Raw genomic sequence first — 14,876 nt, 5'->3', positions numbered from 1 at the left:
AACTTATAGGCGGTAGAACTGACGCGCATTTTGTTGGAAGACTAAAGTCAGCGCATCAGGATCATAACTCGCGACCGCATCTGAAAAGGCGTCAATAATATTCACCAAGGATGCACTCACACTATCCATCGGGAAGTTAGAGCCAAACATCACACGGTATTTCCCAAAGCATTGTAGAGCATGAGAAATAAGCGGGAAGGCACAATCGAAAATCTCTTGTTTGGATGCAAGGCGTTGTTCTTTATGAAACTGATGACCCAGCACAGGCATGAATAAACCAGACATTTTAGTATAAACATTTGGGCAACTTGCCAGTTCAGCTAAATCATCTTTCCAACGAAACAAGATATTGTCGCGTGAAGTTTGGGTTAAGCCTGTATGTGAGCCAACAGCGCCAAAGGCACCGACAGGTGTTCCAAAATGATCCAGAACGATAGATGTTTCAGGGAAAGCACGTGCTAAAGCGGTTAAATCACGAATTTGGTCTGAATAAACCCATGCATCAAAACTTAAGTTCATTTGAGCAAGAGCTTCAAAACCCTTCATAAATTTTTTATTGGTATAGAGATGTGGCTCATTGGTCCATGCATGAACTTTCGGGTCTTCATGTACAGCTGCCATTTTCCGTATACCACGAAAATGCGGGGAGGCTTGTTTATGCATCTTAAGAATTTTCTTAAAACTACTGTCACATGGGTCTGCAGTGCCGACTATGGCGCCAAGTTTAATTTTTTGAGCATTAAAATCTAAGGATTCAATAAACTTTGTTTCACCAACCACCCCTTTGCCTTTATGGTCATGCCAGCTCGCTTCTACATGTACGATTTGATCGACCAGATAATGTCCTGCATCTTGCTTATAATTTTCAGGCAAATACGGTGTCGTCACATGTTTGGTTAAACCAACTGTGTCAATTAACTCTTGCGGCTTAACTAAGCGCATCATTTTGTCGAGCAAGTAGGGATGTTTACCCAATAATTTCACGGCAAGTGAAGCGGCATGTGGGGTATTGTATGGATCCCATTGATGTATATGTGAATCCACGATGGCAAAATCGAGCGTCTGCATTGCTATCCTTGTCCTTAAAACCATGTCCATTTCTTGCGTATTTCATTGTATTTTCAAATACACAAGGTACTGAAAATAGTTTGAATGATGAAAATACAACGTTATGACTGAATATTAAATCAAAGCTTTGTGAAAGAGAAGTTGTATAAAAAAAGCCCCGAAGGGCTTTTGATTAATGCTGATGATCGTGGTCGTGATCATGCTTATTTGCATGGAATTCTTCGTTATGACGGAAGCGAAGATAGTTTTCAAACTGTTCACAATATTCATCATAATTATCTTCAAGCATCATTTGAAATTGTTGAAGAATATAAGACATCACTTGATCTTTGGCATCACGCATTTCTTTGCCATCTTTGAAGCCATTTGCAGCAACCCAAGTATTAAAGCGAGCGGTACCAAATAACATGGCAGCACTCACTTGGCCGCGCATTTCTGCAGGTTTGACTTGAGAACCTTTTTCAACACGACAAAATTCATTGGCTTGTTTAATAAATTCATCCGCACGTTCAAAGAAAGCTGCATTCAACGCTTCTTCTTCGGTTACATCAGTAGCTTCAATCTTTTGAACCATGAATGTGTCCTAGCATAAAAATCTAATGCAGTATTATAGGCAAAGCCTTGCAGAAACTAAACCTTTGACTTAATCTAAAAAATAGCCTAAGTAAAATGGAATGCTTCATGCAAGACGCAATCGCAGTGCAAAGTCTGAAAAGTGATATTGCATTACTTCGACAAAATATTTGGCCGCCCTCAACCTTAGCCAATGTAGAAGGGCTGCCCATTTATTATGGTACACAGTCTGAAGTAGCCGAATATTATGCACAGTGGACAGGCTTAATTGAACGTGCTCAAGACTTATTTCAACCCTTTGTGGAAGATGAAGTCCTTGATGCAATCCATTTGCCGAGTCATTTGAATCTGCCGCTTTTTTATTTTCATGTGGATCGTATTCGAATCAACAAAACACGTGCGAAAGAATCTAAAACCTTTCGTGGTATTGCAAGTTTGGTTGAAAAATGTGGGCAGTTTGAAGCAGATCAAATTCAAGCGATGCGACATTGGCTAGACAGCGATGACACTGCAGCCTTGGTCGGACACCGTGAATTTATTGACCTCAGAACCTATGTATTTCAACATGGGCAAAGTGATTATACCCGTACTCGTTTTTATGTGAATGGCATTGTACTTAGTGTCGAAAACGAGTTTAAATTGGTGGATGCCCGTGACAAACCACGTAAAGCCCGTAGCGATAGCTATAGTGACCCTTTAGCAGATAACAATACGTGGAAAATCTTTGGGAAATATCGTTAATTAATAAATATCGTTAATTACTGATGTTACGCAGTAACATCAGAAGCGCCATTTGATTCAAATAAAAGAGCGATACGCGGCAACGTCATCCGCAAGTGTTTGAGACAGAACTACATCTATTTAAAGATGTTTTTGCGATACTTTGAATAAGTAGACGCTAGTGAACGAGTTTTGCGGTGAGGAGCATTGCTCCGCAAGATGGTTTCCTTGCGAAGCTTCGCTTCTCATTTTGCCGAAACAAAAGTACTTCCAGCCGAAGGCTAATCCCTTTATTTAAACCCTAGATGTAAGACTCCGTCGAATAGACTTAAAAATCATTTTAAAAATGCGTAATTACTTTTACGTGCGTAACATCAGTTAATTAAATATGTTGACGATATTACTTAGAACGTGAATTTAGTTCGCTGCACAAGGATGCTTTGGATTATGTAATCCACGCCCTAATGTGAAAATAGCCACTATGGCAAATGCCGAAATTGAAAGTTTGGCTCATGCAGAGCAATTGACTGATTTTTATATGACCTTATTGCAAGGGATGACGATACAAGCACGTGATGGTATGGCCTTGACACAATTACAACGCATGGTGAGTAATGCCATGAAATCATGGGGGTTATTAACACAAGGTTAAATCAGTATGGATTATGAATTAAACCCCCAATAGCAGTGTAGCCTTAAGGCAATTTTCTTAGTTTTTTTGAATGACTGATATGCAAATACTATGTTGAAGTTTATTTGCAAGGGTGAATTTTAATGTCACCCAATTCCATCACACTGATATAACCATCAACCGCAATCAAATTGTCGCTTTGACTCGATAGGGTGAGACATTCTCCAGACTTGACGCTTGACAGTAACTGACCTTGTTGCGGATTCAAGTTCATGCTGTAAATACTCAGTGTGCCAGCATCGGTTTTGATTTGGTAAGACTCATCACCATAGTCCTCATTATTATTGCGCAGGACTTTAAAGGTTCGTCGTGTCTGATCAAAGTTTTGAGTTGGAGAAAGCGGCTTTTCGACTTGTAAGGATGCCGTGCGCCTTAATTCGGTACTTTGCACAGGCTTATGTTGTTCACTACAAGCACTCAGTATTGGGAAAAATATAAAAATAAGTGAAAATGAAAATAGGGGATAAATTACAGGTATGTGACTTTTCAACATAAAACCACCCTGAATCTAATTTTTCAGATAGCTTATTTTAAAAGTTTTTATCCAGAAAACAAAAATAATAGCTTCTCAAAATATTTCAATGTAACTGAGTCAAACTAAAGAAATGATGAATTGAAATTAGCCGACTTTGAATCTGAATGTTCAACAAATGAATATCTATATGACAATGTAGGATACAAATAAAAAAGGGAGACTCATTGAATCTCCCTTTTTGATTTTACTTAATGAGTTTTCGACTCACAAGGAATTGCTCTGTCGCTTCTAATAGCTTATCTGCATAAACCTCTTGTTTTGCCGTCAACCAACCGAGAACAAACCAATCGCTAGCTTCCAGCTCTGTTTGCTGAATATACTGTGCAGAAGAGGAAAGAACTTGGTATTCCTGAGCCGCGACTTGTGCATCATTGAGCGCTTTACTGTATTTCTGCAAGTTTTTTACATCATAAATCGATGTCAAAATAGGGAAGCTAAATTTAAGTTCTTGTATGCGCTGAGAAAGTACATCTAAGCTTTCAAAATTGTTAATGTCAGCATCATTTAAAGCCTCTTGCAGGGCTTTATATTGGTTTTGTAGGGTGTTTTGAGCATGCCATTTAAAATCATGCTGCTGCGGTGCATCATCGACTTTCAAACTAAACATTAAAAGCTCAAGATAATGATGCACATTTTGAGTCGATTTAACCAAATTGCCTAACTTCTCTTTGGCATACAAAATATCTTTGGTTAAATTTTCTGAGGTCGTTGGGTTTTGTAAAAAGCCACCCAAGGTATTTTGCATGTGCTCAAAATGGTGTAATTGTTCAAACTGCTGCTTAAATGCGCCTAATTGCACAGCCCATTTTTCAACGATATCGCTGTTCCAATCTTTAAACAGCGAAATGGTTAATTGTAGATGATGGAGTGCTTTCTGAGCTTGTGTAATGTGCTCAGCTTGAGCAACACCTGCAGAAATTGCGGCAATATTAGGCAGAAGGTGCTGCATTTCCTGTGCAATTAAAAGTCGTAAGTTTTTTGCGGCAGTGTCTTTTTTACTGAGTTGAAATTCTTTAGCCTCAACTGCTGGACTCACAGTTTGACTCAATGCCAACAAGTTGCCAATTTCGGCTTTACTGCGAACGTCTAACCACAAATGGTACTTTTTAACCCATTCAAAACTAAAGGCAAGGAGCGATTGAATAGAGCCGCTTTTCAGTTCAAATTCAACTTCGTGAACTTCTGTTTCTGTACTGTTGCTGCGGATACAGCCGATATCTAAGCTAACTTCGATTTTGGCGTCTTCAAACTCTATGACGCGATAAGTTCTTAGAATGTCGGTTTCAAACTGAAGTTGTAGTGAATCTTGCTGATCGCCTAAAGTGGTTTTTAAAACTGATTGAACTTCAGCTTCATTACTATAAACAGATAAATCTAGGGCAGGAGCTTGTTCAAGTTCACCCAAATCTAAGTTATGCTCAAAGCGTTCAATGTGGCTTTTACCTGCAGCTTTCAGGGTTTGAATCCAGCGCGTTCCTTCTAAACGTTGACGCAAGGCTGCATGCTGCTGTGCCATTTTTCGATCTGGGGTATCAAAATATTTAGCTTTAAGTTGAATTTGTTCAGATTTTTTTGGATCGAGTGCCTTTAATAATGCAGTTCGACGTGCTTCTGGAATCTGGAACTTTAATTCAACTTCAACCATGGTTTTCTGTCCTGATGTCAAAACTTCATGATCTGGCATGAAGCGATCTTTAAATTTTTATAAAAATGAAAAACTAAAATGCGCGTACATTTTCTATGAGCTAAACGCGTATCGATTGTAGCGAAAAACAGTTGAGAAGTAAGACTTGACGGATTTGAAAACTCTGCTTTTGGACTAATAAAAGTTTTAAAAGATGGATATTCCATCAATTGTATAATTCACAATGGTTCGACTTTCATGGGATCAAAATAAAATTTTACGCCTTTAAAGTGGGCGATTTTTGAGCTATGTTGGTTAAAATAAGTTCAGGATGAGCACAACATGAATTCACAAGTACAACCCGAGTTTAATCGAGATTTAAAGCCCGAATTTCAGTTACCTATTCGTGACTATTCGCAATTTTATCGATTTTATTTGACTGAACATCAAAATATCATGAGTCGACGTTTACATGCCACAGGCAGCAGTATAGGACTCTATTTCTTCGCAAAAGCAATTTTAAAAAAACAACCGAAGTATTTTGCTTATGGCCTGGTTTCAGGCTATGCCTGTGCATGGGTCGGACATTTTTTCTTTGAAAAAAACAAGCCAGCAAGTTTCAAGCAACCTTTGTACAGTTTTATTTCCGATTGGCGCATGCTGTCTGATATTGTGAAGGGGAACTTAAGCTTAAAAGACCGTAATTTAGATAAGATTGATAGTTAATTATTTATTAATCAAACGTTTAATTTTTATGGATCTAGGTGTGATTTTTTTGAGTAAATGACTTGCAAAATTAGAGTGATTAGTCTAATAATGTTCATATTGTTTATTTACTTCCTGTCTATAAGATGAAAAGTCGATAAACCCCAGTTTTCCGAGCCTAGAGTGACCTTCTCTAGGCTTTTTTTATGGCCTTAGAAAAGGTCTATTGTTTGAAAGATATAACAATAAAAAATTTCATAAAATAGGCTAGACTTTTTGATGCTCTGAACGCTCCCCAAAACGTTTCTTACCAAGCACCAAAAAGTCTAATAGGTACACATTATTATTTTTATAAAGTGTTGTGTTTTTATGCGCTGCGTTTTGTGTTCTTTTGTTGCACTATTAAATAATTTGTATCAGTTTTGTTCTATACCTGAAAATAGGTATTTTTTGCCATTTTCTACAGAAAATTCAATTAAACATTTATATAAGCAGTCCTGTGAAAAGGAATATAACTTTCTCAGCGGCAAAGCATTAAAATTTTATCCCCCAAGCAACATTTCATAGACCTAATCGTTATAATATTCAAAAGTTTTAAGTTGTGATTGAACTATGCGTGGTTTATACCTCATTACCAATGATGATCCTATCGAATTGCTTTTAGCCAAACTTGAAGGCGCGATGGCGACTTATGAAGTCGCTGTTTTGCAATATCGCCGTAAAAAAGTGGCAAAAGAAGATCAGGCTTATGAAATTGAATACATGAAAAATATGTGTAATCAGTACAAAGTGCCTTTTGTTATTAATGACGATTTAGAAACTGCAGTTCAATATGGTGTGGGTGTCCATTTAGGGCAAGATGACGGTTCAATTGCTGAAGCTGTAGCACGCTTACCTAAAAATGTTTTGATCGGTCGAAGCTGCAATAACTCTTTAGAACTGGCTGAGCAGGCAATTGCAGACGGTGCAAACTATGTGGCTTTTGGTGCCATTTTTGCAACTGAAACTAAGCCTGAAGCAGGCAATATTGGCTTAGAAACGCTAAAACAAGCCAAAGCGAAACTAAATGTACCCATTTGTGCAATTGGTGGGTTAACTGTTGAAAATTCAGCAGAAGTGATTGAAGCAGGTGCTGATCTCTGTGCTGTGATTAGTGATGTATTAGGTCGTTCAATGTCTGCTGTTAGCAGTCGTGTTTATGAATGGTCTGAGCTTTTTGCTGAACAAGCTTAATTTTTTTTTAGATTGAATAAGTAGAGAATTTTTATGAGCTTATCTGCTAAGCAAGAACAATTATTTAAACAAGCCAGCAAGCATATTCCTGGCGGCGTAAACTCTCCTGTACGCGCATTTAATGGTGTAGGTGGAACTCCGGTATTTATTGAAAAAGCGCAAGGCGCATATCTCTATGACGTAGACGGAAAACGCTATGTCGACTATGTCGGTTCTTGGGGGCCAATGATTTTAGGCCATGCTCAGCCCGAAATTATCAAAGCGGTTCAAGAAGCAGCTGTAGATGGTTTAAGTTTTGGTGCGCCAACCGTTCATGAAACCACTTTGGCGGACATCATTTGCGAAATTATGCCGTCTATTGAATTGGTTCGTATGACCAACTCAGGGACTGAAGCGACTATGACCGCCATCCGTCTTGCTCGTGGCTACACCGGCCGTGACAAGATTGTAAAATTCGAAGGCTGCTACCATGGCCATTCAGATTCGCTTTTAGTGAAAGCGGGTTCTGGCCTACTTACTAAAGGTGAGGGTGAAGCGACTTCTGCAGGTGTTCCAGCTGATTTCGCCAAACACACTTTAACACTGCCGTATAACGATATTGCGATGCTGAAAGAATGCTTTGCAAAATTCGGTTCAGAAATTGCAGGTGTAATTGTCGAGCCAGTTGCAGGCAACATGAACTTGGTTAAACCGATAGATGGTTTCTTGCAAGCAATTCGCGATGTGTGTGATGAGCATGGTTCAGTCTTTATCATTGATGAAGTAATGACAGGTTTCCGTGTAGGTCTTGGCGGTGCGCAAGCGCATTATGGCGTAACACCTGATTTAACCACTTTAGGTAAAATTATTGGTGCTGGCCTGCCTGTGGGTGCATTTGGCGGCAAGCGTGAAGTGATGGAATGCATTGCACCTCTTGGCAAAGTCTATCAAGCAGGTACATTGTCTGGTAACCCATTGGCTATGCGTGCCGGTATTGAGATGTTTAAACATTTGCGTCAGCCGGGCTTCTATGAAACTTTGACTGAAAAATTGGCAGGTTTGCTTGCTGGTTTACAGGTAGCTGCAGACGAAGCGGGCATTCCGTTCTTTACGCAGCAAGTAGGTGGAATGTTTGGTATTTACTTTACAGATCAAACTGAAATCACAGGTTTTGATTCAATTTTGAAATGTGATGTAGATGCATTCCGTACATTCTTCCATGGTATGTTACAGCGCGGTGTAAACTTAGCGCCTTCAGCTTTTGAAGCAGGCTTCTTCTCAAGCGCGCATAGCGATGAAGATATTGCATTTACCATTGAAAAGGCGAAAGAAGTTTTTGCCGAAATGAAGTAATTTTCATTTAAAACGGCAAATTCTGCTTTAGAATAAAGCCCGCAGCCTGCTGTGGGCTTTATTGTAGCCGCATGATTGAACGTGCATTGAAAAAGGATTTTTAAATGAAAACCAAGCATTATTTAACTTTGGCGGATGCAGAATTTTTATTAAACACAGCACATGCTTATGCAGTAGAAAATGGCTTTAACGTAAGTATTGCGATAACAGATGAAACTGGCAATTTATTGGCCATGAAACGTATGGATGGTGCATCGCCAATGACAGCAAACCTATGCTTAGAAAAAGCCAAATGTTCTGCGATTAGCCGCCGTCCTTCAAAACTTTTTGAAGACATTATTAAAGGCGGTCAAATGGGCTTTCTGACCATGGATACCTTTTCAGGCATGCTGGAAGGCGGTGAGCCGATTATGTATGAAGGGCAGTTGGTTGGTGCAATGGGCGTGTCTGGCGTAAAGTCTTTTCAGGATGCTGAAATTGCACAGCAGGCGATTCAAGCTTTTTTAGCGCAGCAAAACTAAATATTGTGAGCGTAATAGATACTTCAGTCTTGTCGAAATCATTGGCCTTAATATATTTTGGTTTAGATGTCGATAAATCTCGGTCATAGCATTAAGTCGAAAAAAATCTAAGATTGAGCTGAAATATTAAGCATGTTAGTAACTTATGTATAACTTTGTTGAAGTAAGATTATATCTTACTCAATTAATAGACCTCTTTTATAAGTCATTTTTACGCAGTTCCAAATTATAGATTCCAGCAATTAAATAGAATCTCTATCCTAGTTTGTTACCCCGACAACGTTCAGCAATGGTTTTTAACGGGTTTCATAACCCAATACAGCTTAATCCTTTATTCTTCTTTCATGGATTTCCTAATTATTGAACAATGGGTGTGTTGTTGCCCAATTTGGATATCACACCCAATCACAGAAAAAGAGTGCTTGCTAAAAACTGCAATAAACAACTCGTTTATTTACCACAAACTTGATAAGTTAAATTTTTATATTCAGAAATAGACATGATGAAAAATATATGGATTTTAGTTGCACTGACAGCACTTATGGCGGGTTGTAGCACAACACAGCAAACTGAAACGACACCAGAAAAAATTGGTATGGCAAATCCAGCCAGCCAGTATTGTGTAGAACAAAAAGGTAAACTTGAAATTCGTGATGAAGCAAATGCTCAGGTCGGGTATTGCCATCTGCCAAACGGACAAGTGGTTGAAGAGTGGGCATTATTCCGTAGTAGCCAAACTGAATGTGTAGCTGATAAGGCTAAGACGCTGATTGGTCAAGCAAAATTGACTGAAGATCAGATCAAGGCAATTAGCCAAGCTCAAATTGTCCGTTTAGTAAAACCTGGGCAGCCAGTAACAATGGATTATCGTGTAGAGCGCGTCACCGTCACTGTAAATCCAATCAATCAAAAGATTATTCAAGCAACTTGTGGTTAATTCAAACGCATAAAAAAGGCCCGAAAGGGCTTTTTTTGTTTGTTCGGCTACGACTAATTTAAATGACAAATCCATTACGATCTTTTATATTGCCCCTCGTAAGGAGAAGTTCATGAAAAAGTTATTTGCTTTATCCGTTATGGTGGCTTTGGTCGGCTGTGCTGAAAAAAAACCATTAACCCCTGAAGAGCAGTGGCAGGGTTACTGCCGCAGTGTAGGTAATGCTGCACGTACGATTATGTTAGATCGTCAAAATGCAATTGAAAAAGACAAAGCAGTTGAGCATGCCAACAAAATTGAGGATGAAACCACCAAAGGATTTATCCTGAACATCATTGATGAAGTTTATGCCTTGCCGCAAGCTGAGATTAATACTGATGTTGAAAAAGCACGTGAAAAAATTCGTGCTGAGTTTACTGAAAAATGTATCGCAACACCGCATACTGAAATGCCAGATTATAAACCGTTCTAAGGAACGGTTTTTTATGCGAGAAAGCGCGTAAAGCAAAACCTAAAGGCTCTATTCAGCAGTGAGTAGTTACAACGGGGCAACTATCCGTTGTTTAGCCATATGATGGAGTTCATGCTTATTTTGCGAATGCATATTTATCTTCGGGTTACTTTGAATATGAGATGCTTAAAGATTTAAAATAGCCTAACCAAAGCGAAATACAAATTGTGACAACTTGCTAAATCATAAATATAGAAAAGCAAATCTTTTTAATGAATAATGAAATGGAGAATAAAAAAACAGTAGAGGAGTAGAATATGGACGTTATCGGTTATATGCATCACTCAGATCTACTCCTAGAAGATGAACAAGGCGTAGCAATTATCGGTGGTGGGAACTACGTGCTCAGCATTGGAGATAAAGTCACTTTACGCCAAAAAGTAGATGCATTTTCTCAACGCTATTTGGTCGATATCAGCTTTGCAAGTAATCAACATCAAACCACATGTCAGGACGAATGGTGCCTCAGATTTACAGGCGATCGAGCAGAACTTCAGCAATATATCACTGCAACCACTGTCCACTAAGGTGGAATATCTAATACAGATAAAAACAGGCAACATTTAGTTGCTTTTTTTTGATGGTTAATTTTAGTCAAAAGTTAATATGCGCAAGAAAAGCGTGTTCTAAGTATTGATTTTGCTTAATGTATAAACGATATGAGGATCATTTATTTATAAAATAATGGGCATCACAAAGAAACACTCTAGTTGCATTAACTTTTAACCTGAAGTTTAGTAAAATTTTGCAGTCCATATTGTTTGTGATGCTTTAAAAGCAGGAATTCACAAATAATTTTTTAAAAAAGAGGAATAACACCGTGCTAGAAGCTTACCGCCAACACGTTGAAGAACGTGCCGCACTCGGAGTCCCACCGAAGCCACTTGATGATGTGCAAACAGCTGCATTAGTTGAATTATTAAAAAATCCACCAGCAGGCGAAGAAGCTTACTTGGTTGATTTGATTGAAAACCGTGTACCTGCAGGTGTTGACCAAGCGGCATACGTTAAAGCTGCTTTCTTAGCTGCTGTAGCAAAAGGTGAAGCAACCTCTCCACTCGTTTCTAAAGAACGTGCAGTTTACTTACTAGGCACAATGCTTGGTGGTTATAACGTAGCACCTTTAGTAGAGCTTTTAGACAATGCTGAATTGGCTGGCTTAGCAGCTGAAGCATTGAAAAATACTTTGCTTGTATTTGATGCGTTCCATGACGTAGCAGACAAAGCAAAAGCAGGTAACGAAAACGCGAAAGCAGTTTTACAATCTTGGGCTGATGCTGAATGGTTCACTAGCCGTAAAGATGTACCTGAAGAAATCAAACTTACAGTGTTTAAAGTTACTGGCGAAACCAACACTGACGACTTGTCACCTGCACAAGACGCTTGGAGCCGTCCAGACATTCCATTGCACGCAAATGCAATGTTGAAAAACGTACGTGATGGCATCAACCCAGAAGTTCCTGGTGAAGTTGGTCCATTAAACCAAATCAAAGACCTTATCGCGAAAGGCAACCAAGTTGCTTACGTGGGTGACGTTGTTGGTACAGGTTCTTCTCGTAAGTCTGCAACTAACTCTGTACTTTGGTTCTTCGGTGACGAAATCGCGCATATTCCAAACAAAAAAGATGGCGGCTACTGCTTAGGCGGTAAAATTGCGCCAATCTTCTTTAACACAATGGAAGATGCGGGTGCTTTACCAGTAGAAATCGACGTTTCTAACATGAACATGGGTGATGAAATCACGCTTAAAATCGACCATGCTGCTGCTAAAGTAACAGCGTTCAAAGACGGCGCACAAATCGCTGAATCTGAACTTAAAACTCCAGTGCTTCTAGACGAAGTACGTGCAGGCGGTCGTATTAACTTGATCGTTGGTCGTGGTTTGACAGCTAAAGCGCGTGAAGCTTTAGGTCTTGCACCATCTACTTTGTTCCGTACTCCAGTACAACCTGAAAACACAGGCAAAGGCTTCACTCAAGCTCAAAAAATGGTAGGTCGCGCTTGTGGTCTTCCAGAAGGTCAAGGTGTTCGTCCAGGTACTTACTGCGAACCTAAGATGACTACTGTTGGTTCTCAAGATACAACAGGTCCAATGACACGTGACGAATTAAAAGACTTAGCGTGCTTAGGTTTCTCTGCAGACTTAGTAATGCAATCTTTCTGTCACACAGCTGCGTATCCAAAACCAGTTGACGTTCAAATGCAACACACGCTTCCTGACTTCATCATGAACCGTGGTGGTGTTTCTTTACGTCCAGGTGACGGTATTATCCACTCTTGGTTAAACCGTATGCTTCTTCCAGATACAGTAGGTACTGGCGGTGACTCACATACTCGTTTCCCAATCGGTATTTCTTTCCCAGCGGGTTCTGGTCTTGTAGCGTTTGCTGCTGCAACTGGCGTTATGCCACTAGACATGCCTGAGTCTGTTCTTGTTAAGTTCAAAGGTAAAATGCAACCTGGTATCACTCTACGTGACCTAGTACATGCGATTCCTTACGTTGCGATTCAACAAGGCGACTTAACTGTAGAGAAAAAAGGTAAGAAGAACATCTTCTCTGGTCGTATCCTTGAGATCGACCTTACAGAAATGGAAACGGACCTTACTGTTGAGCAAGCGTTCGAACTTTCTGACGCATCTGCTGAACGTTCAGCTGCTGGTTGTTCTATCACGCTTTCTGAAGAGAAAGTTGCTGAATACCTTAAATCAAACATTACTATGTTGAAATGGATGATTTCTGAAGGTTATGGCGATGCTCGTACTATGGCGCGCCGTGTAGAGAACATGGAAAAATGGTTGGCTAACCCATCACTTCTTAAAGCTGATGCTGACGCTGAATACACTAAAGTGTACGAAATCGACCTTTCTACAATCACTGAACCAGTTCTTTGCTGCCCGAATGACCCAGATGACGCTAAATTGCTTTCTGACGTTCAAGGCGTGAAAATTGACGAAGTATTCGTTGGTTCATGTATGACTAACATCGGTCATTTCCGTGCAGCTGGTAAACTTCTAGACAAAGTTCCTGGTGGTTCTTTATCTACTCGTCTATGGTTGGCTCCTCCAACTCGTATGGACGAACGTCAATTGATGGAAGAAGGTTTCTATAACATCTATGGTAAAGCTGGCGCTCGTACAGAAATGCCAGGTTGTTCATTATGTATGGGTAACCAAGCACGTGTAGCTCCGAACACTACTTGTGTATCGACTTCTACTCGTAACTTCCCGAACCGTCTAGGTCAAGGTGCGAACGTTTACTTAGCTTCTGCTGAGCTTGCTTCTGTTGCTGCTGTACTTGGTAAATTACCAACTCCAGCTGAGTACCAAGAATACGCAGCTCAAATTGATAGCATGTCTGCTGACATCTACCAATACTTAAGCTTCGACAAAATGAGCGACTATACTGACGCTTCTAAAGATGTTGATACGAAGAAAATTGCTGCTGCTCAATTGTCTTAATTGATTAAGTAGTTGAAAATAAGGGCTGATTTATCAGCCCTTATTTTATTATTAAAAGTATATTGCGAATTTTATACGTGTTTAAATTTGATTAATTAGAATATTGTAAGTTTAATCTGTTATTAGGTTTAAACGACTTTTATAAAATATTAAGAAATAAGTGATATTGAATTCACGGATTAGTTATGAACTTTAGATTATATTTTTTACCTTTAGTTATAGTATTTTTTTTAAGCTCTTGTTCATCAAGCTCATCTGAACCATTAATTTTATCAGAACAGCAAGAAAAAAATATTTTGAATGAGTATAAAGGTCTGCTTGAAAAGAAAAAGTATGAAAAAGCATATAAAAAATTATTAACTTTAGAAAACGTAAATAATATTAGTAGTTATGCTAAAAATGAGCTTGGGAATTTTTATGAGAATGGAATTTATGTCGATAAAAATTTAGATTCTGCATTAAAATATTATGCTGAAGCTGGAAATGAAAATTATATTCCAGCTATTTATAATGTAGGAAGAGTTCGATTAGAGCAAGGATATTATACAGAAGCAGCATCAATTTTTAAGGAGATTGAAAATGATAATTTCGCGCCAGTCTTTAATTTAATAGGTGTGATGTATAATTATGGCTATGGTTATGATGTAGATTTAGAAAAGGCACTGAAATATTATAAGAAGGCTGCTTTGCTAGGTAATCCAGATGCGCAGTTTAATATTGGGCAAATGTATTTTGAAGGAATAGGGGTTAATAAGGATTTTAAGGAGGCTTTCAAGTGGTACACTTTATCGGCAAATCAAAATTATTCTCTAGCGGAGATCCAATTAGCAACATTATATTAGATCTCTTTCATAAATCAAAAAACGATCTTCTTTTTGGTTAATATTTGCACTCCGGATTTCTTAGCATTCGTGCATAATCTGCGGATGAAATACATCGATTCAAACAAGCTTTCTGATCCTCAGT

Annotated in this window: 15 protein-coding genes; 11 read left to right on the top strand and 4 right to left on the bottom strand. The window is 38.9% G+C overall.

Going from position 1 to position 14,876, the window contains the following annotated elements; all coding sequences use genetic code 11:
- Positions 1-3: 3 nt before the first annotated feature.
- The gene (locus tag FTV38_RS10570) at positions 4-1,068 is read right to left on the bottom strand and encodes an amidohydrolase (protein WP_168378942.1); all 1,065 of its coding nucleotides are present in this window, start codon (positions 1,066-1,068) and stop codon (positions 4-6) included.
- 172 nt (positions 1,069-1,240) lie between these two features.
- The gene (locus tag FTV38_RS10565) at positions 1,241-1,642 is read right to left on the bottom strand and encodes a DUF3144 domain-containing protein (protein WP_078188837.1); all 402 of its coding nucleotides are present in this window, start codon (positions 1,640-1,642) and stop codon (positions 1,241-1,243) included.
- A gap of 107 nt (positions 1,643-1,749) precedes the next feature.
- Here FTV38_RS10565 and FTV38_RS10560 point away from each other — a divergent pair, with 107 nt between their 5' ends.
- Positions 1,750-2,382 carry a hypothetical protein gene (locus tag FTV38_RS10560; RefSeq protein WP_180007293.1) on the top strand — a complete coding sequence of 211 codons (633 nt, stop codon included), beginning with the start codon at positions 1,750-1,752 and terminating at the stop codon, positions 2,380-2,382.
- 460 nt (positions 2,383-2,842) lie between these two features.
- Entirely contained in the window at positions 2,843-3,013 is a 171-nt protein-coding gene (locus FTV38_RS10555) for a hypothetical protein (RefSeq protein WP_180022442.1), read from the top strand.
- A gap of 100 nt (positions 3,014-3,113) precedes the next feature.
- Here FTV38_RS10555 and FTV38_RS10550 read toward each other — a convergent pair whose 3' ends face one another.
- Both FTV38_RS10550 and FTV38_RS10545 read right to left on the bottom strand, forming a co-directional pair.
- Complete coding sequence (locus FTV38_RS10550) at positions 3,114-3,545, bottom strand: hypothetical protein (RefSeq protein ID WP_168378945.1); 432 nt, start codon at positions 3,543-3,545, stop codon at positions 3,114-3,116.
- A 226-nt stretch (positions 3,546-3,771) separates the two neighbouring features.
- Complete coding sequence (locus FTV38_RS10545; RefSeq protein WP_180022473.1) at positions 3,772-5,232, bottom strand: inorganic triphosphatase; 1,461 nt, start codon at positions 5,230-5,232, stop codon at positions 3,772-3,774.
- Between the two features lie 321 nt (positions 5,233-5,553).
- Between FTV38_RS10545 and FTV38_RS10540 the strand changes: the two genes are divergently transcribed.
- The 9 genes from FTV38_RS10540 to FTV38_RS10500 all read left to right on the top strand — a co-directional run bounded on the left by FTV38_RS10540 (position 5,554) and on the right by FTV38_RS10500 (position 14,752).
- A complete protein-coding gene (locus tag FTV38_RS10540) occupies positions 5,554-5,937 on the top strand; it encodes a DUF962 domain-containing protein (RefSeq protein WP_180022441.1) in 384 nt (127 codons plus the stop codon).
- A 591-nt stretch (positions 5,938-6,528) separates the two neighbouring features.
- Positions 6,529-7,149, top strand: a complete 621-nt coding sequence (thiE, locus tag FTV38_RS10535) for a thiamine phosphate synthase (protein WP_078188828.1) — start codon at positions 6,529-6,531, stop codon at positions 7,147-7,149.
- A gap of 33 nt (positions 7,150-7,182) precedes the next feature.
- A complete protein-coding gene (gene hemL, locus FTV38_RS10530; RefSeq protein WP_180022440.1) occupies positions 7,183-8,481 on the top strand; it encodes a glutamate-1-semialdehyde 2,1-aminomutase in 1,299 nt (432 codons plus the stop codon).
- Positions 8,482-8,585: 104 nt separating this feature from the next.
- Complete coding sequence (locus FTV38_RS10525; protein ID WP_168378948.1) at positions 8,586-9,002, top strand: heme-binding protein; 417 nt, start codon at positions 8,586-8,588, stop codon at positions 9,000-9,002.
- Between the two features lie 499 nt (positions 9,003-9,501).
- Complete coding sequence (locus FTV38_RS10520) at positions 9,502-9,939, top strand: I78 family peptidase inhibitor (protein WP_180022439.1); 438 nt, start codon at positions 9,502-9,504, stop codon at positions 9,937-9,939.
- A 112-nt stretch (positions 9,940-10,051) separates the two neighbouring features.
- Positions 10,052-10,411, top strand: a complete 360-nt coding sequence (locus FTV38_RS10515; protein ID WP_078193938.1) for a hypothetical protein — start codon at positions 10,052-10,054, stop codon at positions 10,409-10,411.
- Positions 10,412-10,707: 296 nt separating this feature from the next.
- Entirely contained in the window at positions 10,708-10,977 is a 270-nt protein-coding gene (locus FTV38_RS10510) for a hypothetical protein (protein WP_168379854.1), read from the top strand.
- A 293-nt stretch (positions 10,978-11,270) separates the two neighbouring features.
- On the top strand, positions 11,271-13,910 hold the full coding sequence (locus FTV38_RS10505; protein ID WP_180022438.1) for a bifunctional aconitate hydratase 2/2-methylisocitrate dehydratase: 2,640 nt from the start codon (positions 11,271-11,273) through the stop codon (positions 13,908-13,910).
- A gap of 185 nt (positions 13,911-14,095) precedes the next feature.
- The gene (locus FTV38_RS10500; protein ID WP_180022437.1) at positions 14,096-14,752 is read left to right on the top strand and encodes a tetratricopeptide repeat protein; all 657 of its coding nucleotides are present in this window, start codon (positions 14,096-14,098) and stop codon (positions 14,750-14,752) included.
- Positions 14,753-14,876: the final 124 nt, after the last annotated feature.

The organism is Acinetobacter sp. YH16044, assembly GCF_013417145.1.
GTDB lineage: Bacteria > Pseudomonadota > Gammaproteobacteria > Pseudomonadales > Moraxellaceae > Acinetobacter > Acinetobacter amyesii.
This window is presented reverse-complemented; position numbering and strand designations above follow the sequence as displayed.